Annotated in this window: 21 protein-coding genes and 1 pseudogene; 13 read left to right on the top strand and 9 right to left on the bottom strand. The window is 53.7% G+C overall.

The genetic code is table 11. The annotated features are described in order from the left end of the window. Positions 1-13: 13 nt before the first annotated feature. The 8 genes and pseudogenes from YA0848_RS07570 to YA0848_RS07535 all read left to right on the top strand — a co-directional run bounded on the left by YA0848_RS07570 (position 14) and on the right by YA0848_RS07535 (position 7,767). Positions 14-394 carry a TIGR03750 family conjugal transfer protein gene (locus YA0848_RS07570; protein WP_008437403.1) on the top strand — a complete coding sequence of 127 codons (381 nt, stop codon included), beginning with the start codon at positions 14-16 and terminating at the stop codon, positions 392-394. After that, on the top strand, positions 391-1,044 hold the full coding sequence (locus YA0848_RS07565; protein ID WP_020302977.1) for a PFL_4703 family integrating conjugative element protein: 654 nt from the start codon (positions 391-393) through the stop codon (positions 1,042-1,044). The genes YA0848_RS07570 and YA0848_RS07565 overlap by 4 nt, the downstream gene beginning before the upstream one ends. Further along, positions 1,044-1,946, top strand: a complete 903-nt coding sequence (locus tag YA0848_RS07560; RefSeq protein WP_008437410.1) for a TIGR03749 family integrating conjugative element protein — start codon at positions 1,044-1,046, stop codon at positions 1,944-1,946. The genes YA0848_RS07565 and YA0848_RS07560 overlap by 1 nt, the downstream gene beginning before the upstream one ends. Then, a pseudogene (locus YA0848_RS07555) lies at positions 1,936-3,425 on the top strand (TIGR03752 family integrating conjugative element protein). The gene YA0848_RS07560 and the pseudogene YA0848_RS07555 overlap by 11 nt, the downstream one beginning before the upstream one ends. Beyond that, the gene (locus YA0848_RS07550) at positions 3,403-3,831 is read left to right on the top strand and encodes a TIGR03751 family conjugal transfer lipoprotein (protein WP_008437412.1); all 429 of its coding nucleotides are present in this window, start codon (positions 3,403-3,405) and stop codon (positions 3,829-3,831) included. Before YA0848_RS07555 ends, YA0848_RS07550 begins: the two are co-directional and overlap by 23 nt. After that, positions 3,831-6,794: a conjugative transfer ATPase gene (locus YA0848_RS07545; protein WP_024073351.1), complete on the top strand. Its 2,964-nt coding sequence runs from the start codon at positions 3,831-3,833 to the stop codon at positions 6,792-6,794. The genes YA0848_RS07550 and YA0848_RS07545 overlap by 1 nt, the downstream gene beginning before the upstream one ends. Next, entirely contained in the window at positions 6,791-7,087 is a 297-nt protein-coding gene (locus YA0848_RS07540; RefSeq protein WP_008437414.1) for a hypothetical protein, read from the top strand. Before YA0848_RS07545 ends, YA0848_RS07540 begins: the two co-directional genes overlap by 4 nt. Further along, the gene (locus YA0848_RS07535; protein WP_008437415.1) at positions 7,084-7,767 is read left to right on the top strand and encodes a DsbA family protein; all 684 of its coding nucleotides are present in this window, start codon (positions 7,084-7,086) and stop codon (positions 7,765-7,767) included. The genes YA0848_RS07540 and YA0848_RS07535 overlap by 4 nt, the downstream gene beginning before the upstream one ends. Before the next feature lie 105 nt (positions 7,768-7,872). Here the strand turns inward: YA0848_RS07535 and YA0848_RS07530 are convergent, their stop codons facing one another. The 8 genes from YA0848_RS07530 to YA0848_RS07500 form a co-directional block, all read right to left on the bottom strand. Further along, positions 7,873-11,031 (bottom strand): efflux RND transporter permease subunit, encoded by a 3,159-nt coding sequence (locus tag YA0848_RS07530; protein WP_008437418.1) that lies wholly within the window; start codon positions 11,029-11,031, stop codon positions 7,873-7,875. Then, entirely contained in the window at positions 11,028-12,512 is a 1,485-nt protein-coding gene (locus YA0848_RS07525; RefSeq protein ID WP_008437420.1) for an efflux RND transporter periplasmic adaptor subunit, read from the bottom strand. The genes YA0848_RS07530 and YA0848_RS07525 overlap by 4 nt, the downstream gene beginning before the upstream one ends. After that, positions 12,509-13,765 carry a TolC family protein gene (locus YA0848_RS07520; protein ID WP_008437421.1) on the bottom strand — a complete coding sequence of 419 codons (1,257 nt, stop codon included), beginning with the start codon at positions 13,763-13,765 and terminating at the stop codon, positions 12,509-12,511. Before YA0848_RS07520 ends, YA0848_RS07525 begins: the two co-directional genes overlap by 4 nt. Positions 13,766-13,864: 99 nt before the next feature. Further along, positions 13,865-14,206, bottom strand: coding sequence for a hypothetical protein (locus tag YA0848_RS35930; protein WP_073844967.1), 342 nt, complete (start codon positions 14,204-14,206; stop codon positions 13,865-13,867). A 74-nt stretch (positions 14,207-14,280) separates the two neighbouring features. Continuing rightward, positions 14,281-15,219: a copper homeostasis membrane protein CopD gene (gene copD / locus YA0848_RS07515; RefSeq protein WP_008437423.1), complete on the bottom strand. Its 939-nt coding sequence runs from the start codon at positions 15,217-15,219 to the stop codon at positions 14,281-14,283. 3 nt (positions 15,220-15,222) lie between these two features. Then, complete coding sequence (gene copC, locus YA0848_RS07510) at positions 15,223-15,606, bottom strand: copper homeostasis periplasmic binding protein CopC (protein ID WP_008437424.1); 384 nt, start codon at positions 15,604-15,606, stop codon at positions 15,223-15,225. A gap of 359 nt (positions 15,607-15,965) precedes the next feature. Continuing rightward, the gene (gene copS / locus YA0848_RS07505) at positions 15,966-17,354 is read right to left on the bottom strand and encodes a copper resistance membrane spanning protein CopS (protein ID WP_198712591.1); all 1,389 of its coding nucleotides are present in this window, start codon (positions 17,352-17,354) and stop codon (positions 15,966-15,968) included. Then, positions 17,351-18,046 (bottom strand): heavy metal response regulator transcription factor, encoded by a 696-nt coding sequence (locus YA0848_RS07500; protein ID WP_008437429.1) that lies wholly within the window; start codon positions 18,044-18,046, stop codon positions 17,351-17,353. Before YA0848_RS07500 ends, copS begins: the two co-directional genes overlap by 4 nt. A gap of 205 nt (positions 18,047-18,251) precedes the next feature. Between YA0848_RS07500 and YA0848_RS07495 the strand changes: the two genes are divergently transcribed. From YA0848_RS07495 to YA0848_RS07475, 5 genes are all read left to right on the top strand, one after another. Next, the gene (locus YA0848_RS07495) at positions 18,252-18,605 is read left to right on the top strand and encodes a co-regulatory protein PtrA N-terminal domain-containing protein (RefSeq protein ID WP_008437430.1); all 354 of its coding nucleotides are present in this window, start codon (positions 18,252-18,254) and stop codon (positions 18,603-18,605) included. A 165-nt stretch (positions 18,606-18,770) separates the two neighbouring features. Then, positions 18,771-19,307 (top strand): cupredoxin domain-containing protein, encoded by a 537-nt coding sequence (locus tag YA0848_RS07490; protein ID WP_008437431.1) that lies wholly within the window; start codon positions 18,771-18,773, stop codon positions 19,305-19,307. A 94-nt stretch (positions 19,308-19,401) separates the two neighbouring features. Next, the gene (locus YA0848_RS07485; RefSeq protein WP_032899631.1) at positions 19,402-19,647 is read left to right on the top strand and encodes a DUF2933 domain-containing protein; all 246 of its coding nucleotides are present in this window, start codon (positions 19,402-19,404) and stop codon (positions 19,645-19,647) included. Between the two features lie 2 nt (positions 19,648-19,649). Next, positions 19,650-22,007, top strand: a complete 2,358-nt coding sequence (locus tag YA0848_RS07480; protein ID WP_024073349.1) for a heavy metal translocating P-type ATPase — start codon at positions 19,650-19,652, stop codon at positions 22,005-22,007. 111 nt (positions 22,008-22,118) lie between these two features. After that, positions 22,119-22,319 (top strand): heavy-metal-associated domain-containing protein, encoded by a 201-nt coding sequence (locus YA0848_RS07475; protein ID WP_008437435.1) that lies wholly within the window; start codon positions 22,119-22,121, stop codon positions 22,317-22,319. A 30-nt stretch (positions 22,320-22,349) separates the two neighbouring features. Here the strand turns inward: YA0848_RS07475 and flgB are convergent, their stop codons facing one another. Next, the gene (flgB, locus tag YA0848_RS07470) at positions 22,350-22,763 is read right to left on the bottom strand and encodes a flagellar basal body rod protein FlgB (RefSeq protein WP_008437437.1); all 414 of its coding nucleotides are present in this window, start codon (positions 22,761-22,763) and stop codon (positions 22,350-22,352) included. Positions 22,764-23,085 lie beyond the last annotated feature (322 nt).

Raw genomic sequence — 23,085 nt, 5'->3', positions numbered from 1 at the left:
AAGAGCCGTGGCCATGACAGAACTCTCAGACGATGGGACCCTGATTTTCCTCCCTGTGCGATTGAACAATCAGCCAGTCATCATGGGCGGCCTTACCGCTGACGAAATGTGGGCCACCTTGGCGTTGAGCACCGGCGCAGGGCTGGTTATCGGTATTCCGGCCGCGATATTGACCCAGATTTGGGCACTTATCATCGGCGCCGCCATGCTCTGTGCTGTCCTAGGGCTGTTTCTTGCCAGTCGTTTCTTGCGTCGGTGGAAACGCGGCCGACCTGATACATGGCTATACCGCCAGATGCAATTGAACATCGCGCGGTTCTTTCCTACCTGGAATAAAGCCCTGCTGATTACTCGTACAGGTGCGTGGACCTGTCATCGAACGGAGGTTCAATGACTTACCGTAAAAAAGTAGACGCCCAACTGGCCCACATTAACAGCCTGCGCATGGTCATTGGTTTTCTCATTGCCCTGGGTCTGTACATGGCTTATGGCTGGCAGAGCGCACCGCGTGACCTAACTGTTCATGTACCTCCAGATCTACGTTCAGGTAGCACCCGTAAGTGGTGGGATATTCCACCGGAGTCGGTATACGCCTTCGGTCTGTACATTTTTCAGCAGATGAACCGTTGGCCCGTTGACGGTGAAACCGACTACGAGGACAACATTACCCGCTTGGAAAGCTACCTGACTCCCAGCTGCAAAGCCTACTTGCAGAAAGATTTCGAGCTACGCCGCAATAGCGGGGAACTGCGCAAACGTGAGCGGGGTGTATTTGAAATTCCAGGCAGAGGCATCGACGATAAGTCTGAGCAACATATTGAACAGCACAGCATCAATGACTGGACCGTCAACCTGGACATCACCGCTGACGAGCACTACGGCGGGGAGCGCGTAAAGCGGGCATTTGCTCGCTATCCGTTAAGAATTATCCGATTCGACGTCGATCCCGAAAAAAACCCATTCGGCTTGGCCTGGGACTGTTATAGCAGTAATCCACAACGCATCGAAGTCTCCGCAGAAACGACCAGAGCAGGAGGCAAATGATGACACGCCGCCTACTGATCATCGGGCTCGTAGCCCTTCACTTCTGCGGGTTGGCCAACGCCGTCGAAATCCTGCGCTGGGATCGTATCCCTATAGCACTGCCCTTGATCGTGGGTCAGGAGCGTATTGTCTTTGTGGACCAAAACGTACGGGTGGGTCTGCCTCGTAACCTCGTCGACAAACTGCGCGTGCAGAGCACCGGTGGTGCCCTCTACCTGTTGGCGAAAGAGCCGATTGAACCGACTCGCTTACAGCTGCAGAACATGAACTCCGGTGAGATCATGCTCGTGGATATCATCGCAACGGTAGGGAAACCAAATCAGGTCGCATCCGAGCCGGCTAAAATTGTAGCCGGGGACAGTCCCGCCCCGCGTTACGGCCAAGTCAACGCCAAACCTACAAGCAACCATTCAACTTCTTCCACGGCCCAAGCCAGCGCTCAAGCCGAGGAGGATGAGGACGCGCCGAAACCGCGTCGTGAGACCCCTCTTCCGGTGGTCATGACGCGCTATGCCGCACAGATGCTTTACGCGCCCCTACGCACCGTTGAGCCCGTGGAGGGGATTGCTCAGATCAATCTGAAGCGCGGTTTGGACCTCACCACCCTAATGCCGATATTGCCGGTCGAAGCCTCTGCGTTGGGGTCGTGGCGGTTAGACGAGTATTGGGTCACGGCGGTGAAGCTACGTAACACAAGCGCCCAAAACCTCACATTGGATCCGCGTGACCTGATGGGTGACTTTGTCACCGCGACTTTTCAGCATCCCTACCTTGGCGCCAAAGGTGATTCCAGCGACACCTCGACGGTCTACTTGGTGACCCGTGGTCATGGTCTAGCCGAATCGTTATTGCCGGCCGCCATCAGCCAGATCGATCCGAAGGGAGGCCGTCGTGAAGAGTAATCCACTTGTTAAATACCTGGTCATACCGTTCGCGATCCTGGCGATATACGTAGTGGTCAAATTATTCAATCGCGAAAGTGCCGACCAACAGGTTCATGCGCCGGAAACGGTTGTACTTAGTACGAAGGAGGCTAAAAAGCTTGGGGTTGACGGAGATACACCCAGCGACACATTGCGCACCATTGTCGTGGAAAGCAGACAACTCAAGGACCAAGTCTCCAATGCTTTGAAGAACAATGACGAACTAAAGCAACAGAACATCGAGCTGCAAAAACGCCTGCAGAACATCGACCTCAACGTCGATAACAAACTGCAGAACGTTCAGCAAACGATGAAGCAGGAGGCGCAACAACAGAGCCAAACCCTCTTGGACACACTGCAGCAGCAGTACAATACCCTGAGCAGCAAATCGGGCAGTGGCAATGAGTCTGGATCTGATTTGCCGATCGGCTTCGGCGTTCAGCCAGGTGACGGTCAAGGCTTCAAAGGCGGACCTGGCGCGGACGTTGTTTGGATAGAGCCGCAGGACGCAACGCCGGTCGATGTCAACGGCAAGCCCATCGCTGCAGGGACAAATCAAACGGCAAGCGGCTTCAACTTCCCGACCTCTTTTGGCGAGTCCGTGGACCGAGGACAAAATGCACTGCGCACGGGCGCTCAAAGTGTTGCGAATGAAATCTCGCCACAGGAGGCCCGCAAACAGGTGCGCAAGGTCTACACCTGCCGCAGAACTCGACATTGATGGGTTCGGTGGCCATGTCCGCGCTGATCGGCCGGGTGCCCATTGACGGCACTGTCAACGACCCCTACCCGTTCAAGGTATTGATCGGGCCGGACAATCTCACGGCCAACGGCATCGACTTGCCCGACGTCGCCGGCGCGGTGGCCAGCGGAACGGCTTCCGGCGATTGGACCCTGTCTTGCGTACGCGGTCAGATCAAAAGCCTGACGTTCGTCTTCAATGACGGCACTGTGCGCACGCTGCCACAACCTCAGGAAGAAACGAATAGCAGTCAAAATAGTAACAATCAGAACAATGGCAACCAAACCACCATTCAGGGTGGCCTGGGCTGGATAAGCGATGCCTATGGCATTCCTTGTATCAGTGGCGACCGCAAAAGCAACGCCTCGCAATACATTGGCTCGCAGGTACTGATTACCGCCGCCGGCGCAGGTGCTGCCTCCCTCATCAAGTCAGATGGAAACAGCGGCTCTTTTATAAACCCTCAGTCCGGGACCATCGGTTCTGTCGGCGGCTCGGGCAGTGAAGCCATGGGCAAAATTATTGGCCAGGGCGTCAATGACGTCTCCAGCTGGGTCAACAAACTCTACGGGCAAGCCTTCGCAGCGGTGTATGTACAACCCGGGGCAAAGATAGCTGTGCACCTGGACCAGCAACTGACCATCGATTACGAACTCAATGGCCGCAAGGTCAACTATCGCTCAGGAGCCCGTCATGTTTCGACTGCGCTTGACTAATCATGGCTTAAAACTAGGTGCATACCTGGCCATCGCCCTACTCGCCTCGGCCTGTTCCACCAACAAAGACGAATTGCTCCCCCATGGGGACCGCACAATGATGGACGTTTGGGATCAAGGCTCCAGCGGCTCAAGCAGCTCGAGCAGCCGCCAATTGCTCGATGCACGCCAAGATCTTCGTCGGCCTCTGGAGACGAGGGAAACAGACAACACCATGTTCACACGTACCGCACAAAACGAGATCTACAGCCAATTTAAACGCCTACCCAATCCCGACCTGGTGATGTACGTCTTTCCTCATTTAGCGGGTTCAGACCCGGCACCGATCCCAGGCTACACCACGGTGTTTCCGCTGTATCAGCGGGTGCAATACGCCATGCCTGGCGAACGCACGGAGGCATATTGATGGGTTTTTTTGAACGATTCAAAACGCGACGGGCGACAGAGCGTGTGGAACCTGGCGTAACACCAGGTTCGCCGTTATCTGACGATGTGCAGGGACCAGCAACCGAGACGTTTGAGGCTGCTACAGAGCGTTACTACGAACGCCTTGCTGCCATGGGTATTCCCTCGCCGAGCGATTGGCGTAACCCAAAGAAAAAGCCAGCCACAACCGCTGATGCTGACCGTCTATACCACGTCAACCCCTCCTTCGTAGACCTACTGCCGTGGGTAGATTACCTGCCTGCAGAAAAAGCCATGCTATTGGAAGACGGCGTGTCTCGTGCTGCCTTTTTTGAGCTGACACCGATTGGTACTGAAGGTCGGGATCCCGAATGGTTACGCAAGGCCCGCGACGCCCTGGAAAACGCCCTCCAGGACTCCTTCGACGAGCTTGAAACCTCACCCTGGGTGGTTCAGCTCTATGCCCAGGACGAAACCAGCTGGGACGATTACCTTCAGCAACTGCATGACTACGTTCAACCACGCGCACAAGGCAGTGCATTCACCGAGCTTTATTTGAAGCTGATGAAGCAACACCTGGAATCCATCTCCAAACCAGGCGGGCTGTTTGAAGACACCAAGGTCAGCCAACTGCCCTGGAGGGGCCAACAGCGCCGCGTCCGTGTTGTTGTCTACCGCCGTACCCAAGGCGCGCAAGCGGATGTGCGAGGCCAGGCACCAGGTCCTTACCTGAAAATCATCTGCGATCGCTTGGTGGGCGGCTTGGCGAACGCCGGCATTAAAACCCATCGCATGGATGGCCACGCCATTCGCCATTGGCTGATTCATTGGTTCAATCCACGTCCCGATCATCTTGGCCCTGCCGATGCAGATATTCGCCGCTTCTACGAATTGGTGTGCAAGCAAGCACCTGGTGCTGCAGAGGGCGAGCTGCCGCTCGCCAGCGGCACTGACTTCTCGCAAAACCTGTTTTATCGCGAACCACTGTCAGATATAGAGAAAGGTCTGTGGTATTTCGACGGCCTTCCCCATCAGGTGGTGATGCTTGACCGCTTGAGGGATGCTCCCAAGACCGGGCACTTAACCGGTGAAACCCGAAAGGGCGGTGATGCGCTCAACGCACTGTTCGACAAAATGCCAGAGGACACCATTCTCTGTATCACTCTCGTGATCACCCCGCAGGACATTCTCGAAGGGCATCTGGAACAGCTTTCACGCAAGGCAGTTGGAGACACTCAGGCCTCGATCCTGACACGCGAAGACGTCGCCACCGCCCGTCAGTTGCTCGGGCGCAAGCACAAGCTGTACAGAGGTAGCGTAGCGTTTTACCTGCGGGGTAAAGATGATGCCCAGCTGCACGAACGCAGTTTGCAACTCAGCAGCGCATTGCTGGGTGCGGGCATGGAGCCGGTGGAACCTCGGGATGAAGTGGCACCGCTGAACTCCTACCTTAGATGGCTACCCGGCAACTTCGACCCCAATGCGCGCAAAGCACTGGAGTGGTACGCACAACTGATGTTCGCCCAACACATTGCGAACCTGGCCCCCGTCTGGGGTAGGTCGACCGGAACCGGGCACCCGGGTATTACCCTGTTTAACCGTGGGGGAGCGCCGATAACCTTCGACCCGCTGAACAAGCTGGACCGGCAGATGAACGCGCATTTGTTCATTTTCGGGCCTACGGGTTCAGGTAAATCGGCCAGCGCGACAAACATCCTTAGCCAAATCATCGCCATCTATCGGCCACGTCTATTCATTGTGGAGGCTGGCAACAGCTTCGGCTTACTCGGTGATTTCGCCAAAAAGTTGGGTTTGACGGTAAACCGGGTTCGACTTGCACCTGGATCGGGTGTCAGCCTCGCGCCATTCGCTGATGCCGTAAAGCTCATCGAACCCAGCCAAAACGTGAAGATTATCCAAGCTGATGATCTTGAGGCGTCGGACGAACATCTGACTAGCCAGACCGAGGATGAACAACGCGACATCCTGGGCGAGATGGAAATTGCGGCCAGGCTGATGATCACCGGTGGTGAAGAAAAAGAGGATGCCCGTCTTACTCGTGCCGACCGTAGCGCCATCCGCCAATGCATACTGAATGCAGCGAAAAAATGCGTGACGGAGCAACGTATCGTTCTGCCGGAAGATATCCGTGAAGCGCTGCGAGAAATGGGACTCGAGCCCGGTATTCCAGACGCCCGAAGCTCACGATTCTTGGAGATGGCGGAAGCCTTGTCCATGTTCTGTATGGGCACCGAAGGCGACATGTTCAACCGTCCTGGCACCCCATGGCCAGAAGCGGACATTACCATTGTCGACCTTGCCACCTATGCGCGAGAAGGCTATAGCGCACAGATGGCCATCGCTTATATTTCCCTGCTCAACACGGTCAACAACATTGCCGAGCGTGACCAGTTTAAAGGCCGTCCGCTGATCTGCTTCACCGACGAAGGCCACATCCAGTTGAAGGTCCCACTCCTATCCCCCTACTCCGTCAAGATTACCAAAATGTGGCGAAAGCTCGGCGCCTGGTTCTGGATGGCCACCCAGAACGTTGACGACGTGCCGCCAGAGGCCTCAGCCCTGCTCAACATGATCGAGTGGTGGATGTGCTTAAACATGCCGCCTGATGAGGTGGAGAAGATCGCGCGGTTTCGTGAACTGACTCCTGCACAGAAGTCGATGATGCTGTCAGCGCGTAAAGAAAGCGGCAAATTCACCGAGGGCGTCGTGTTGTCCAAAAGCATGGAAATGTTATTCCGGGCGGTACCACCGAGTTTGTATCTGGCCCTGGCCATGACCGAGCCGGAAGAGAAAAAGCAACGCTTCGACATCATGCAAGCCAAAGGCTGCAGCGAGCTGGATGCGGCCATTGAAGTTGCTGCAACGCTTGACCGCTATCGCGGTATCGAACCTCACATCATTACTTTCCCCGAGCAAGTCACGGCCTTGGAGCGCCAAGCATGAGAGCATTGAATTCCCTGACCCAGAACCTTATAGAAAGTCTGACCCAGCTGCTTGAACAACCGGGTGAAGACGCCCTTCAAACCCTTGAGGTGTGTGCCCCCGTTTTGATAGAGCAACTGCAACAGGTTTTGGTTCGTGCGGTGGATCGTCGTGACATCGAGTCCCAACTTCACGCGGTGTTAGCCAATTGGCTGCTACAGCACCCACAACCCGAGAATGCTGAGAACGCTCTTCTTGAGGCCCTTCGTAAACAAGCGCTGCTTTCATCGAAGCCAGCAGAGGCTCGGGCATGATAGGCCTTCGCAAATATTGGTTGATGCTGGGGTGCGTTTTGGCAGGCACATCGATGGCCTGCTTAGCCCTCACTCGAAGTGAGATACCATCCCCGCACAACACAGGCCCGTGGTTGTTTGGTCCTTCCAAAGCACGCTGGACTGTGACTGAGTTCGCGGATCTGGAGTGCCCCTACTGCAAGACGTACACACCTGCGTTGAAAACCTGGATACAGCAGCAGAAGGATGTAAACCTGCAGTGGCATCATCTGCCACTGGATGTGCACGGTCCGACCGCATTACACGAAGCCAAGCTCGCTGAATGTGCGGGGGCGCTTGGTGGCGCACCTGCCTTCTGGCAAGCCATTGACCAGATTTTTGACCGGACCCGTAGCAACGGTGAGGGTTTCAATGGGCATCTGAACGTCGTTGATGTTACTTACCAGGACTTATTGTCCTGTGCAGCTACCGACAAAGTGATCGCCCGGCATGTTGGCCAACAGGTCGAGGAGGCCCTCAAAGCGGGCATTACGGCAACTCCTACTGTGATAATTAAAGACAACACGACTGGCAGCTCCGTAAAGCTTGAGGGACCAGCTGACGGGGTATTGTTATTATCAGCTCGTGATTGGCTGGCTCAAAAAAAGAGCTGCGACGCTCTGCAAAAGTCGAACGTTAAATCACTTAGCCATTGTCATTAAATGAGCTTGCATTCCATTCATACATTTTCATGCCCGGCATGTCCTACGCGTGGGCCGAAAGAGACAGCGCAAATACGGTGTTTGCAACTGCAATCAGGGTCAGTTTCATACGACTTTTTCTTGAGGATTGATGGGCTCAACTGAGAGGTGCCGGCGACGCATCAGTCGATAGGCTGCCGGAATGACAAACAGCGACAGCAAGGGCGCGGTAATCATGCCTCCAACCATGGGTGCCGCAATTCGGCTCATCACCTCGCTGCCGGTCCCGCTGCCCAGCAAAATGGGTAACAAGCCAGCAATGATGACAGCCACAGTCATGGCTTTGGGCCGAACGCGCTGGACAGCGCCTTCACGAATCGCGGCCATCAGCCCGTGCTCGGTCCTATCGCCGAGGTCTTCACGCTCAGCCCAGGCGTTCTTCAGATAAAGCAGCATAATTACGCCAAATTCGGCAGAAACACCGGCCAAAGCGATAAAGCCGACACCAGTGGCGACCGACAGGTTGAATCCCAATAGATAGAGAAACCATACCCCACCAGTCAGTGCGAATGGCAGAGTGGCCATGATCAGCAAGGCCTCATCGAAGCGAGCAAAGGTTAAATAAAGCAGCACGAAGATGATCAACAGCGTGGCAGGCACCACCAGCTTGAGTCGTGCGTTGGCCCTTTCGAGAAATTCGAACTGTCCTGCGTAGCTCAGGCTCATACCAGGCTGCAACTTAACCTGCTCGCTGACGACCCGTCGTAGATCGGCGACTACCGAAGCAATATCCCGTCCCCGCACGTCGATATACACCCAGCCTGAAGGTCGGGCGTTCTCACTCTTAAGCATCGGCGGACCATCGCTGACCTTGATCTTCGCAACGGTGCCAAGAGTGATCTGGCTGCCTAGAGGGGTATAGATAGGTAACTGCTCCAGAGCGCCGAGTGAATCCCGCCACTCACGAGGGTAACGTACGTTAATTGGGAAACGAGCCAACCCTTCAATCGTCTCCCCGACGTTTTCACCGCCGATTGCGCCGGCCACGATCGATTGCACATCGGCAATATTTAACCCATAGCGGGCCGCAGCTTTACGATCGATATCCACATCAATATAGCGGCCACCGGTCAGTCGTTCGGCCAACGCTGAACTCACACCTGAGACATCCTTGGCAACACGTTCGATGGCTTGGGTGACGGCATCGATCTCCGTCAGGTTGGTACCGGCAACCTTCACACCAATAGGGCTTTTTATGCCAGTGGCCAGCATGTCGATGCGGTTACGAATCGGCGGTATCCAGATGTTGGTCAATCCTGGGACACGCACCGCTTGGTCTAGCTCCTCAACGAGCTTTTCCTGGGTCATGCCTGGGCGCCACTGTTCGTGTGGTTTGAATTGGATGGTGGTTTCGAACATTTCCAAAGGTGCTGGGTCAGTCGCGGTTTCAGCGCGGCCGGCTTTGCCGAAAACGTGTTCGACCTCTGGAACTGTCTTTATCAGACGGTCAGTCTGTTGAAGCAGTTGCGCGGCCTTCTGCGCCGATAATCCAGGCAGAGCTGATGGCATATAGAGCAGGTCCCCTTCGTCCAGCGGGGGAAGAAACTCACCACCCAGACGAGAGATCGGCCACAACGCGCTGACAAAGACTAGCAACGCAACCAGCAGCGTTATTTTAGGTCGATGTAATACGGCGTCCAGAGCGGGTTCGTAGATCCGGATCAACCAGCGATTTAGCGGATTCTGCTGCTCATTGGGAATTCGTCCACGAATCCAATACCCCATCAACACCGGTACGAGAGTTACCGACAGTCCAGCCGCTGCGGCCATAGCGTAGGTTTTGGTGAACGCCAATGGACCGAATAGACGTCCTTCCTGAGCCTCCAGCGTGAACACCGGAATGAACGACAGGGTGATGATCAGCAGACAGAAGAACAATGCAGGTCCTACCTCGGCAGCCGCTTCAGTCATCACGTGCCAATGACGTTCACCTTTCAGTTCCTCCCCAGGATTGGCCACGTGCCAAGCCTCGACCTTCTTGTGGGCATTTTCAATCATCACCACGGCAGCGTCGACCATAGCGCCGATGGCGATGGCAATCCCGCCAAGGGACATGATGTTGGCGTTGATACCCTGATAGCGCATCACGATGAAGGCGATCAGCACCCCAACCGGCAGGGAAATGATTGCCACCAGAGATGAACGCAGGTGCCAGAGAAAGATTCCGCAGACCAACGCGACGACGATGAACTCTTCGATCAGCTTGTGGCTGAGGTTTTCCACGGCACGATCAATCAACTTGCTGCGGTCGTAGGTGGTGACGATTTCAACCCCCGCCGGCAGACTGCTTTTCAGCTCGTCGAGTTTGGTTTTGACCGCCGCAATGGTTTCACGAGCATTCTTCCCGCTGCGCAGAATCACCACGCCGCCGACGGTCTCACCTTCACCGTCGAGTTCGGTAATGCCTCGACGCATCTCAGGCCCTAACTGAATCGTGGCAACATCGCCCAACGTGACCGGCACACTGCCCGCGCCCAGTTTGAGCGGGATGGCGCGAAAGTCATTGAGCGTCTTTAGGTAGCCGGAAGCTCGTACGATGAACTCTGTCTCCGCCATTTCCAGCACGGCTCCACCGGTTTCCTGATTGGCTTTGCCGATCGCCTCGGTCACCTCAGACTGCGTGATACCCAAGTTCGCCAACTTTAGCGGATCGAGCTGGACCTGATACTGTTTGACCATGCCACCTACGGTGGCAACTTCCGCAACGTTCGGCAGCGTCTTGAGCTCGAATTTGAGAAACCAGTCCTGTAGGGCTCGCAGTTGCGCCAGATCGTGCCCACCGCTGCGATCAACCAACGCGTACTGGAAAATCCAGCCAACGCCAGTGGCATCAGGTCCTAAGGCTGGCTTAGCACTGGCTGGTAGGCGGCTTTGTATCTGGCTCAGGTATTCCAACACCCGCGAGCGGGCCCAGTACAAGTCAGTTCCGTCTTCGAACAGCACATAAACGAAGCTGTCGCCAAAGAAGGAGTAACCGCGCACAGTCTTGGCCCCAGGTACCGAGAGCATGGTGGTTGCCAGTGGATAGGTCACCTGGTTTTCGACGATCTGTGGGGCTTGGCCTGGGTAAGGTGTACGGATAATTACCTGAACATCCGACAGGTCTGGCAATGCATCGATGGGCGTACTTTGAACCGCCCAGATCCCCCATGCCGTGACGAACAGCGTCGCCAGCAACACAAGAAAGCGGTTGGCCACCGACCAGCGAATAAGGGCCGCAATCATGGCTGGCCCCCAGAGCGTTCCAGACGTTCAACACGCAGACCATCGTCCGTCTGGCTAACAGCGATCCGAACCTTGTCGCCCGTTTTTAGGCCCTTCATCAGAGCAGGAGTGGCGAGAGGGAAAGTCATCGTCATGCCTGGCATACCCAATGTCTTGAAGGGACCGTGGGCGAGCGTGACTTCTTTGTCGTTGATCTCAACGATCTGACCATCGGCCTCATGCAAAGCGCCAACGGGCATAGTAGATGGCGAAACGTCCAATGAGCTTGCGACAACGCCCTTGAGACTGGCCTCCGAGTCGAGCAGGAACTGGCCAGAGGTCACCACTTTCTGCCCCTCTTCCAAGCCTTTCAATATCGCCGTCTTGCCATCGTTATCCTGGCCTAGCTGCACCTCCACCGGGCGATATCGACCAGCGTCTTCAGAGAGCATGACCAACGCACGTCGACCGGTACGAATGACGGCCTCGCTCGGCACCCACAGAACACTTTGCTCCGTTGAACGATTGAGGCTTACCTGTGCGGTCAAACCTGGTCTGAGTCGGCCATCTGGATTGGGTAACTCAACTCGAACGCGAAGTGTGCGACTGTCCGAACTGGTTTCCGGAAGAATCGCACTGACGACGCCCTTGAGCACAACTCCAGGGAATGCGGATAAACGCGCTTCAGCTGCTTGCCCTACTACGATTGACCCAGCTTCCGCCTCTGGTACAGCCACGGCCAGCCAGACACTGCTCAAACCATTAACACGAGCCAACGTCTCGCCTGCGGCCACCGTCATACCTTCACGCACACTCAGCTCTTGAAGCACACCACCAATAGGGCTGGTCAGCGTCAGGTTCGATTGAACTTTGCCAGTGCGCTCAACTTGAGCAATTAACGTAAGTGGCATTCCGGTTAGCCGCAGTCGCTGCCGGGCCGCTGTCAGCAAGCCAGCATCGCCACTACGCTTGAGGGCGAGAAATTCCTCCTGAGCAGCTGCCCACTCCGGCACCAAGATATCTGCCAAGGCGGCATTCGCTTTCAGCACATCACCAGGTGCGTGGGCATACACACGCTCGACAAAACCCGCTGTACGGGCCTGAATGACTGCAACGTCCCGTTCGTTGAAGGCCAGCACACCTACCACGTTCAGTGTCGAGGCAAATACGCCTCGACTGACACTAGCCAGTCGCACACCAAGGTTCTGAGTCAGGCTTGGATCAATTCGAATGGCAGCGCTGTCCCCCTTGGTATCTGCGTATTGAGGGATCATCTGCATGTCCATGAAGGGTGACTTACCCGGTTTATCGAATTTCTGTTGTGGGTACATGGGATCATACCAATACAGAACTTTTCGATCGGCAGAGGCTTTGGGTTCATGATCCGGTACGACACCAGCTACTCCGCTCATTCGCGGTTGGGCTAACCAGTAACCCCCGGCAACACCCAAGGCAATCGAGATGCCGATGATTAAAGTCCCTTTCCATAATTTAAAAATCATTGAGCGGACTCCCCGTAAGAGAAATACAGGCGAGCGCTGGTCAGGGCACGTTGCTCTTCAACGTCAACCTGCTTGAGACGGGCTTCGATGAGTTCGCGTCGGGCGGCAACAACCGAGTTCAAATCACCCTTGCCGGAGCGGTAGCTGGCCATCGTGAGTTCGACCTTTTCTTTAGCCAACGGCAACAAGCTTTCCTGATTACGGCTGACTGCACGATTGAGGCGCTCGTAGTCAGCCAACTCATCCTCCAGTTGCTGGGTATGCTCGCGTGACAGGGCTTCGCGCTCAGCCTCAAGCTGGTTTAGTTCGGCGTGCTTGGCCGCAATCTTGGGGTTTTGCCGAGAGTTAGGGAACAGCGGGAGATCCCATGAAAACTGCACGCTGACCATGTCACCGAATTGTTGGCCTCGGTGCTGATAATCGAATTCCCAGCTCCAGTCAGACTGCTTTTCCGCCTCAGCTTCACGGATCTTGGCTTGTGCTTCACGGGTCATCGGCACAAAAGCCGCTAATTCGGGGTGATGTTGCAGCTTATGGGAGTAACCTGAGGTCTCAATAGGCCAATCAGGCAAACCGCCTACCGGTTTGTCATCGGCGGCAGGGCCAATCCAGCGCTTGAGGGCGGCCCGGGCCTGTGCACGTTGACGAACTAAATCATCCTGCTGCTCAGCCAGTTGAGCAGCTTCCTGTTTAGGTGTCACCGCATCGGCGGGTTGGGCTCGGCCACCCGCAATCTGAGCTCTGACGGTATCGGTCAGAAGACGGTTTTCTTTGTAGAAGTCCTGGAACAACGCATCTTTACGCTCAACCGAGTAGCTTCTGATCCAGGCTAATGCCGTGGACTGTCGGACGTTCAGACGCGCCACTCGACGCTCGGCTGACGCTCGATCAACAGCCGCATCCGCGACCTCGATACGTGCTTTGCGCTTGTCGCTGTTGGGCATCTCCTGCCTAATCCCGACCACTTGCATGGTCATGAAGTCCTGGTCGATGCTCCATCTGTCGGGTCCACCAATGGGGTAGTTCTGCACGCCCAGCAGTAGCTTGGGATCGGGTAGTTCGCCGGCGGGAATGGCCGCGCTAGTGGCTGCTTGAATTTTGGCGTCTTGTGCGGTCAACGATGGTGCATTGTTTTCGGCCAGACGCAGCGCTTCATCGAATGTCAATGCGCTAGCGAAGCTCGGCAATGCAAGTACGCTTGCCGCCAGGCCGGCCAGGAAGGACCAACCTGTGCAACAGCACTTGGAGTTCATGTTCACGATTCCTGTGATGATCCACCGCGCGCTTCATAAGACATGCGCGCAGATATGCCATCCCGCTAACGCGGAATGAGGCTCAGTGTGGTACAGGAATCAAGTACGTGGGGGTCGCCATACCCCTGAAGAGGTTTGTACGAGCGGGAAATGGCTGGAGAATGATAGAATGAGAGGACTGGACAGGGTGATAGGAGGCTTGATGATCGATACTTGCAACATGCCGCCAGTTTTGCATTCCTGACCGGGCTTACAAGGTTTGCCATGCTCGGTGGGACTTTTCATGTCGTGGCAGCAGTCTTGCCCCATACCATCCATCATCGCCATGCCCATGGTTTTCATCGGGCATGGTTCAATCGATGTCTGAACACCCGCCATCCCGCTGAGGGGAAGCGCCAAGCTAATCAGGAAAATTAGGCAAAACCGCAGGTAGCGTTTCATGAGCTGGAGTGTAGACGGTGCAAATGGCCCTTACAATTCACCCTTGAGACTCCTTAGTCGGCCATCACCAACCGCTATGCCGCGCTCATTTCCATGACCGGGCTTAAAGTACCTAACCATGCGACTAGACAAATAATGATGACTGCCATTGAAAATTCGAGCTTCATGCTACGGCGCAAGGCATTGACCGCGACAGCATAGTCTCCATTTCGAACAGAACGTTCCAAGAGCGGGCTTAGGTGAAAACGGTTGAGCGTCGCTAATACGATCATCCCGGCAAAGAGCAGGACCTTCAAAAATAGCAACTCGCCATAAGTGCTGAGCATCACCTCATCGAGATTTGGCCCAACGATAAATAGGTAGTTCGCCACTCCCGTAATGCTGATGATCACTACAATCACCGCGCCGGCCGATTCAAACCCTGTCAGTACCCGAGCAAGAATTCGTGCTTCTCGCTCACCTTTCAGTGATTTCAAACGCAGCAGCAGGGCAAATGCCGCTAGCGCACCCAACCAACCGCCTGCGGCCAAAAGATGGAAGATATCGCTAATAAAGTGCCAGTAGCGACGGCTCCCCTCGTCCATTGCTCCGTGCCCTGTCCATGCCAGCGTCGCTAGCGCAATCGCGCCACAGACAGTGACAATCCAAAGACTCAGTGTTGGAAAGCGCTTGTTCAGGGAAACGCCAATAATGGCCGTCACCAACGCCCCTATTCGGACCATCCAGGTCAAACCGACGTCAGTCCCCATGAGAACCATTTGAAAGATATGGTGATGTAGCTCCATGAAACCCGACACGCCACTCATTGCTTTCGCAAGTAACAACATGGCGGCAAGGGACAGAGCTACACCTACAGCAGAAGTACTGTAAAGAAGCGACTCAAAATTCAAAACTGTTCCCGATATTCTTTCTTTTCCCCTGAGGCTATAAAGACCAAAAATTGCCAGTCCAAATAACAGCATCAGGTCGAAATAAAGAGCAAAGCGAACAACGATATTTAATGAGTCGCTCATGAATCATTTCACTTTGAAAGAAAAGTTGCCGGTAATCGGGTGAGTGTCCGAGGAAACGGCACGCCATTCGACTTTGTAAGTACCCGTGGTCAATGGCGATGCGGGTGTAATAACCATCGTCTTCGGATCACCGCCACCTGCCACGTTAGCTTTTACGCCCATAGGTGAATTCGGCATACCAGGCATATCGGTCATAATCAGCTTTGCACCAGAGAACTGAGTCGTTAGATTCTCAGAAAAGTGCAGTTCGATTTTAGACGGAGCCGCCGCATCCGATCCTTCAGCGGGAGTAGAAGAAACCAGCTTTGGATGCGCCTGAGCAACTGCACTCAGAAGCAAACCCGCAGTCAGCGCAACAGCTACGGTGGTAGTTTTAAGGAATGACATGCAAGACTCCTGACAGCAAAAGCTGTTGGTTCTAGGTTTTTAGGGAATATCTAGTTTTTTACTTTTTGACGCTCGTTAAAACCACTGACGAATACCTAGCAAATTCCGTGTTCTAGGGCCGGCTGGACAGGGAGGAATCACAAGATTTCCAACGTCACAGTGCGAGTACACGATGCCACATGAACGCAAACTGTTCGATTACATTTCAGTCAGCTTGGGGCGGGTTTTTGGCACTGATCTGCCCGGATACGGCGCCAAATACGCGACTTTCTTTGGAACGCTCCAAGAGTTTTCTCTCATCCAAAAACGATCCTATTGAGCTAACCACATGTTGCCTGCATACATATGAACAAGGTGTCTTAGACCTTTCTTGCATCAGCACATGGGAGTTCAATATGAAAGGCTGTTATTCCGTTTAACGACGTACACCATATTTTTCCGTCATGCGCTTCAATGATAGATCGAGTAATCGATAAACCTAGCCCTGCATTACTTGGACTTCCTTCTCTGCGAGCTGGGTCCACGCGATAAAATCGATCAAACAGCTTTTCAAGATGCTCGGACGCAATGGGCTCTCCCGGGTTCTCCACAGAGACTGATATTGAAGTTCCTTTCTGCCGAATATCGACAGTAATACACTTTCCTTCGGGGGTGTACCGGAGCGCATTTGAGAGCAGATTAGAGATGGCCCTGTCGAGCATGAGTACGTCACCTCGGACGCTACCCCTGCCTGTGACCTTCAGGTCGATCCCTCGCTCATCAGCCAGCAAACGGTAGTACTCGAGTAATTTCTCTACTACTGCTACCAGGTCAATCGGTTTGTTTTCATGTGTAATTAGACCGTTATCTGATTTCGCTAGAAAAAACATGTCATCAATCATACGTCCCATACGTTTCAAGTCATCAAGATTTGAGTACAGATTGTCCTCGTAGTCCTCAATATTTCTTTTTCTAGATAAAATCACTTCAGTGTGAGTCATCAAATTGCTAACGGGTGTCCGTAATTCGTGAGCAATGTCCGCAGAGAAGTTCGATAAACGAACAAACGCATCGTCCAGTCTAGATAACATTGCGTTGAACGAGAGCACCATCTGCTGGAGCTCTTGGGGAACGGGACCTAATGGAATACGCTCTTTGAGCGATTTAGCTGACATCGAAGCTGCTACCTGAGTGACTAGGCGAATAGGTCGTAGTCCACTACGCGCTACCATCCAGCCCAGTGCAGCACTGACCAGCGCGCTTATCACCAGTCCTATCCAAAACCATCGTTCAAGCGTCTCGAAGAAGGCCATATGTTGAGTAACATCAAAGATCAACATCACTGTCAATGGCTTGTCCTGCCCCGTCACTATGGCTTGCGCCGTCACGCCTCGAAATATCTGCTCCTGGTCTCGCCACTCCCAGACATTGCTGTTTGTGACCGTTCGGAAGTCTTCAGGAACTACGATCGGACCTGGGTCAGCAAACAGGAGCTTACCGTCACCATCGATGATAAGAGCTGTCAAATCACGATGAGCACCAAGCAGTGCCTCCAGCTCAGGCTTAACATCACTGAATTGATCAATGCTGTTCAACCCAGTCAAAATTCTTTGCGTCGAGTGAAGCTTTTCGTTCAGCGCCTGCTGATCCAGCATCTTGAAATGATGCCGGCTGAGGTTGTTAAAACTGAGTCCAGCGACGGTGAGCACAGCCGTTACAGCTAGCATGAACATCAGGCTCATGCGCGTAGTCAGGGACATTCGCTTCATTCCGACCCCGTCCCCGAATCCGGCGCATCCAGCATGTACCCCATGCCTCGAGAGGTGTGGATAAGCTTGACCTCAAAATCATCATCAATCTTTGCTCTGAGCCTCCTGACAGCAACCTCGATGACGTTAGTATCGCTGTCAAAGTTCATGTCCCAGACCTGGGAAGCAATAAGCGACTTGGGCAGAACCTCACCTCGACGACGGAGCAGCAATTCGAGCAACGCAAACTCTTTGGCCGTTAGATCTATACGTTTGCCTGCGCGGATAACCCTGCGTTTGAGGAGGTCCACCTCCAAATCAGCCAATTTCATATGGGTTTGGGAGGGGGCAGTGGTACCTCTACGCAGCAGCGTTCTGACGCGAGCCAGCAATTCAGAAAATGCGAAGGGTTTGATCAGGTAATCGTCAGCCCCCAGCTCAAGTCCTTTTACCCGATCCTCAACTCGGTCTCGCGCCGTGAGGAAAAGCACAGGGACATTTTTTCCGGATGCTCTCACTTTCTGAAGTACTTCCCAGCCATCCAGCCCAGGCATCATCACATCGAGAATCAGCAGGTCATACGCCTCGCTCAAGGCGTGCTGAAGCGCGTCTTTGCCATTGGTAAAACGATCAACATTGAACCCCGCCTCGGTGAGTCCTTGCTGCAAATAAATACCTATTTTGGGTTCGTCTTCCGCAACCAGAAGTCTCATGGGGATGGCTCTCGAATAATTGTGAGGCTGAGTCTGCAATGAAATGCCTCTGCCAACCAGCAACTGACAGAAAAGTAATATTGGCTTCAGGTAGATGTCAGCGAGTGCTGTCTAGGGTTCGAGCATGAGTACTTTCTGGTGCTCGACCGACTCTTAACCATGAAAGCTAGAGGAGCCGGAAAACAAATCAAAAAGGAGCTTCCTCATGAACCGTTTAAAAGTCCTATTCTTTGCTAGTTCGATACTCATCTCAGCATCTGCGTTGGCTGAAGGTGGTGCAGATCGGATTATGGAGCGCATGGAAAGCCTGCGCGATAAAGCCGAAGCGACCTTGGTACAAGCTGAAAAAGCTCCTGAAGGGCAGCGCCATGTTCACATGGCCGAGCATATGAAAATACTGGGCGAGATCATGGGCCAGCTTCATCTAGATCATCCAAAAGCATCAATGTCACCTCAGGAACATCTCGCCTGGATGGAAAAACACGACGCCATGGTTGATGACGTTTTGAACCAAATGCAGCGCGAGCACAAACTGATGCTTTCTGAGAACCATCAGTAACCGAATAACTCCTACGGGGCTCTCTGAACCGCCCACTAGACACGGCGTCATCTGGGCGCCGTGTTTTCTCAGGAAAACTGACAGAAATGTAGTGTTCAAGTCAGTTAACGCTCAGCTCTATCCCTTTAGCATAGCTAGTATTTTCCACTGGCTCTCGAGGTCACCATGAAAACTAAGCTCATTACTCCAGTTATTGCGGCAATCACCCTACTCCTCGGCGCTACGGCGATGGCCAGCGTAGGTCATGGGAAAGAGGATATCGGTCAGCCTGGAGTCGCCTCAGAGGTCACTCGCACGGTTGATGTAGAGATGGGTGATATTTTCTTCAAAACTAAAAGCATCGACGTAAAGCCCGGTGAAACGGTTCGCTTTGTACTTCACAACAAAGGGGCGTTGCTGCACGAGTTCAATATCGGCCAAGCCGCTGCTCACGCGGCGCACCAAAAAGAAATGGCGAGCATGTTCCAGAATGGAACGCTTACACCCACCGGAACTGGAAAAATGTGGGGCAACATGGGCCATAGCATGGGAGGCATGAAGATGGTTGGAATGGAACACAACGACCCGAATAGCGTGCTGATCGAGCCAGGGGCAACCAAGGAGTTGATCTGGACCTTCAACAACACAACTGGACTTCAATTTGCCTGCAACGTGCCAGGTCATTACCAGTCGGGGATGGTCGGTCAATTTGACTTGAAGTAAGCCTGAACCGACCGCTAAAACCGCGTCGACGCAAGAGTTCGCTATGCTCTGAGGCAGAGATCAGAGCAACACGCTCACACACGGGGTCTAGATCATGGATAAGCATCAGCATCCGGCTGGAAGCACCTCCCCACCATTTTGGAGGCGCAAAACAGGCGTTGTACTGATCATGCTCATTGCGATCGGTGCCTTTTACGGGGTGCGGGAACATTTCACCCACGTTTATCCGTATTTGCCCTACCTCATCCTGTTGATCTGTCCATTGATGCATTTTTTTGGACATGGACATGGCGGACATGACCATGGCGATCAGGCAGGAACCAACAAGGAAGAGAAATAGCTATGCCCACTCCACCGAGCCACCACGATCACGGTCCCGCCCACGCTGCCTCACCCAATGACGGTGGTCTACGCGACCCGGTGTGCGGTATGGCGGTTATACCTCCAAGTAAATTTGGCGAGTCTTACCAAGGACAGACGTATCAATTTTGTAGCCAGAAATGCCAAGAGAAATTTCGGGCAGATCCAGAACGCTACATTGGTAATCATCCCAGCGCTGAACCCAGCAGCGCCGCTATAGAGCCCACGCTACAGGTAGCCACTGAGTTTACCTGTCCTATGCACCCGGAAATAAGACAGCCAGGGCCCGGCAATTGCCCTAAATGTGGCATGACATTAGAGCCCGTCATGCCCGCGCTTGATGACGATGACAAACCCGAGCTCCTGGATTTCACCCGCCGCTTTTGGTGGTCGCTGCCTTTAACCGTAATGGTGGCCCTTCTAGCCATGGCGGGTCACTCATTACAAATCTTCCATGGTTCGGTTCAAAACTGGATCGAGTTCGCTCTTGCCACTCCGGTCACCTTATGGGCAGGTTGGCCCTTTTTTGTAAGAGGCATAGCATCCGTTAGAAATCGCAGTCCAAACATGTGGACTCTGATTGGTTTAGGTACTGCCGCAGCCTATCTTTACAGCGTCGCGGCAACCCTATTTCCCCAAAGTTTTCCCACCACCTTCATGCAAGATGGACGCATCGGCGTCTACTTCGAAGCCGCTGCGGTCATCATCTCGCTCACCTTGCTTGGGCAGATTCTTGAGCTCAAAGCACGGTCACAAACCTCCGCCGCCATTAAGTCCCTTCTTGGCCTATCTCCCAAGACTGCACGCAGGATCAACGCCGATGGTCAGGAGGAAGACATTCCTCTTACCCATGTTCACTTGGGAGACCATTTGCGGGTCAGACCTGGTGAAAAAGTGCCAGTTGATGGCTCTGTACTCGAGGGAGAAAGTGCGGTGGATGAATCCATGCTCACTGGTGAACCTGTGCCGGTCATGAAAAGAGCAGGGGATAGTCTGATCGGTGCCACGCTTAATACTCATGGAAGCTTGGTGATGGAGGCGCGAAAGGTCGGCGCTGACACCATGCTGTCGCAGATAGTACAAATGGTCGCACTAGCCCAACGCTCCAAAGCGCCCATGCAACGAATGGCCGACTCGATCGCCGGCTACTTTGTGATGGCGGTTATCGCGATTGCGTTGCTGACCCTCATAGGTTGGGGACTGTTCGGCCCGGAACCCAGCTGGGTCTTCGGCCTGATCAACGCTGTCGCCGTGCTTATCATCGCTTGTCCCTGTGCTCTGGGTCTGGCAACGCCCATGTCGATCATGGTTTCGACGGGTAAAGCCGCCAGTATGGGTGTGCTGTTCAGAGATGCCAGTGCCATCGAAAACCTTTGCAAGATCGACACACTGATTGTCGATAAAACGGGAACCCTGACAGAGGGACGGCCGGTATTTCACAGTGTGGAGGCCACACCAGATTTCAACCCACGCGATGTGCTTCAACTGGCCGCTAGCCTTGATCAAGGCAGCGAACATCCTTTGGCACACGCCATCGTCGATCACGCCCGAACTGAAAATATTGCGCTCACCAAGCCTGAATCGTTTGAGTCCGGCTCAGGGATTGGGGTGAGTGGTCTCGTTGATGGCAAGAAAGTACAGCTGGGCAACACTGCACTGATGGAAGCTGCCGGCGTGAGCACAAAGGTCTTACAAGAACGTGCAGAGTTGTTGCGCCTTGAAGGCATCAGCATCATCTATCTAGCAGTTGACGGGGTCTTGGCAGGATTACTAGCGGTCTCAGACCCGATAAAACCGACCTCTAAAGAAGCAGTCACCAAGCTTAAGGCTGATAACGTAAAAATCATCATGGCCACGGGAGACGGGCTCACCACCGCACGTGCTGTCGCCAAGGAGATGGGTATTGAAGAGGTTCATGGTGAAGTGAAACCTCAGGACAAGGAGCGCCTGGTGGCGGACCTCCAGCAATCCGGTCGAAAGGTTGCCATGGCCGGCGACGGTATCAACGACGCACCGGCCTTGGCGCGAGCAGATGTGGGCATTGCCATGGGTACAGGGACTGACGTCGCGATGAATAGCGCGCAGCTCACGCTGGTAAAAGGCGACCTGATGGGGATTTTACGGGCACGGGCACTTTCGGTTGCAACGGTAAAAAACATGCGGCAAAACTTGGGGTTCGCCTTCCTTTACAACTCAATGGGTATTCCCCTCGCCGCAGGCCTGCTCTATCCACTGACGGGGCACCTTCTGTCTCCAATGATTGCTGCGTTAGCCATGAGCGTCAGTTCTGCGTCTGTAGTTTTCAATGCTTTGAGGCTGAGGAATACCCGAATTGAATGAGCGTAACCGATGCTCACAGCCCGCTATACATAACTCTTGACCTTACCGTGGTGTCAACGTTGATCTTGTTGTTGCGGTGAAAATAGACTGCTCAGCACAAGAGGAATAACCATGTTCGTCTTAAACGTATCAGGCATTGGTTGCGGTAGCTGCGTCAGCAAAATCACCAAAGCAATTCAGTCACTGGACAGCGAGGCTATGATTTCCGTGGATCGCGCAGCAGGTAAGGTAAGCGTTGAAAGCAGTGAAAACCCAGAGCAAGTCCGTAAAACTGTCGAAGCACTCGGTTTCCCTTCCCAAATCAGCGCCTGAGGCGCTGATTCCCTCGCTGGGTAAAGTTTATTATTCACCTCGCAGAGCTTTAAGTAGCCCCTTAAATGCTCCATTTAATCTAGTAAAGGCGGTTTCGAAATGAATTTCATTTTCCGTATACTTTGCGACCTCGACCTGTTGATCCACAGTATTTTGATCAATGGAAGGTTGGTTCGGCGTACTGTAAAGCAAAGCACCGCCGTGAATATCACTTACTAATTCGTTTACGGCAATATGTTTTGGGTTTGTTGTTTTTAAAGAGAACGGAGTAGCCAAACCTCCTTTTGTTTGGCTAGCCAGTACAGCAGAAAAGTCCAAGTCCCTGGCCTTAAAGTTAGGAGTGTCGGCATTAGCGATATTATTGCTAAGTACCTCAGCTCGTTGGCTGCGAAAACGTAATGCTCTTTCTGCGGAGCCAAGCGCTTTGTCAAAATTAATACTCACCGGTGGCCACCTTTAGTTACGCTGCCATTTAATTCCCACCTATCGAACACTCAAGTGCTTAACGTAGTGCGTCCGAGCCGATGTATGATTTCAGCGAAAAACTCAAAAAACGCCACGCCATCGTGCAGTGACCGGAAACTTACAACGCCGCACAGGTAAATTTTAGATGGTGGATGGAGGTTATGTGTCGTTGGATAGCTTAGACCTTACGGACTAATCACTCTGCATCTCAAGAGAAATATCGCAACCTGACACAACTGTAATATTGGCCTAAGCTTCCTGACAGGGGATGAGTCTTATAGTCGGCGGCCGCAAAAACTGA

It is taken from the genome of Pseudomonas sp. S4_EA_1b (assembly GCF_016307435.1).
In the GTDB taxonomy this organism is placed as follows: Bacteria; Pseudomonadota; Gammaproteobacteria; order Pseudomonadales; family Pseudomonadaceae; genus Aquipseudomonas; species Aquipseudomonas rhodesiae.
Note: the sequence above shows the minus strand (reverse complement) of the source record. Positions and strands in the feature narration are given on the sequence as shown.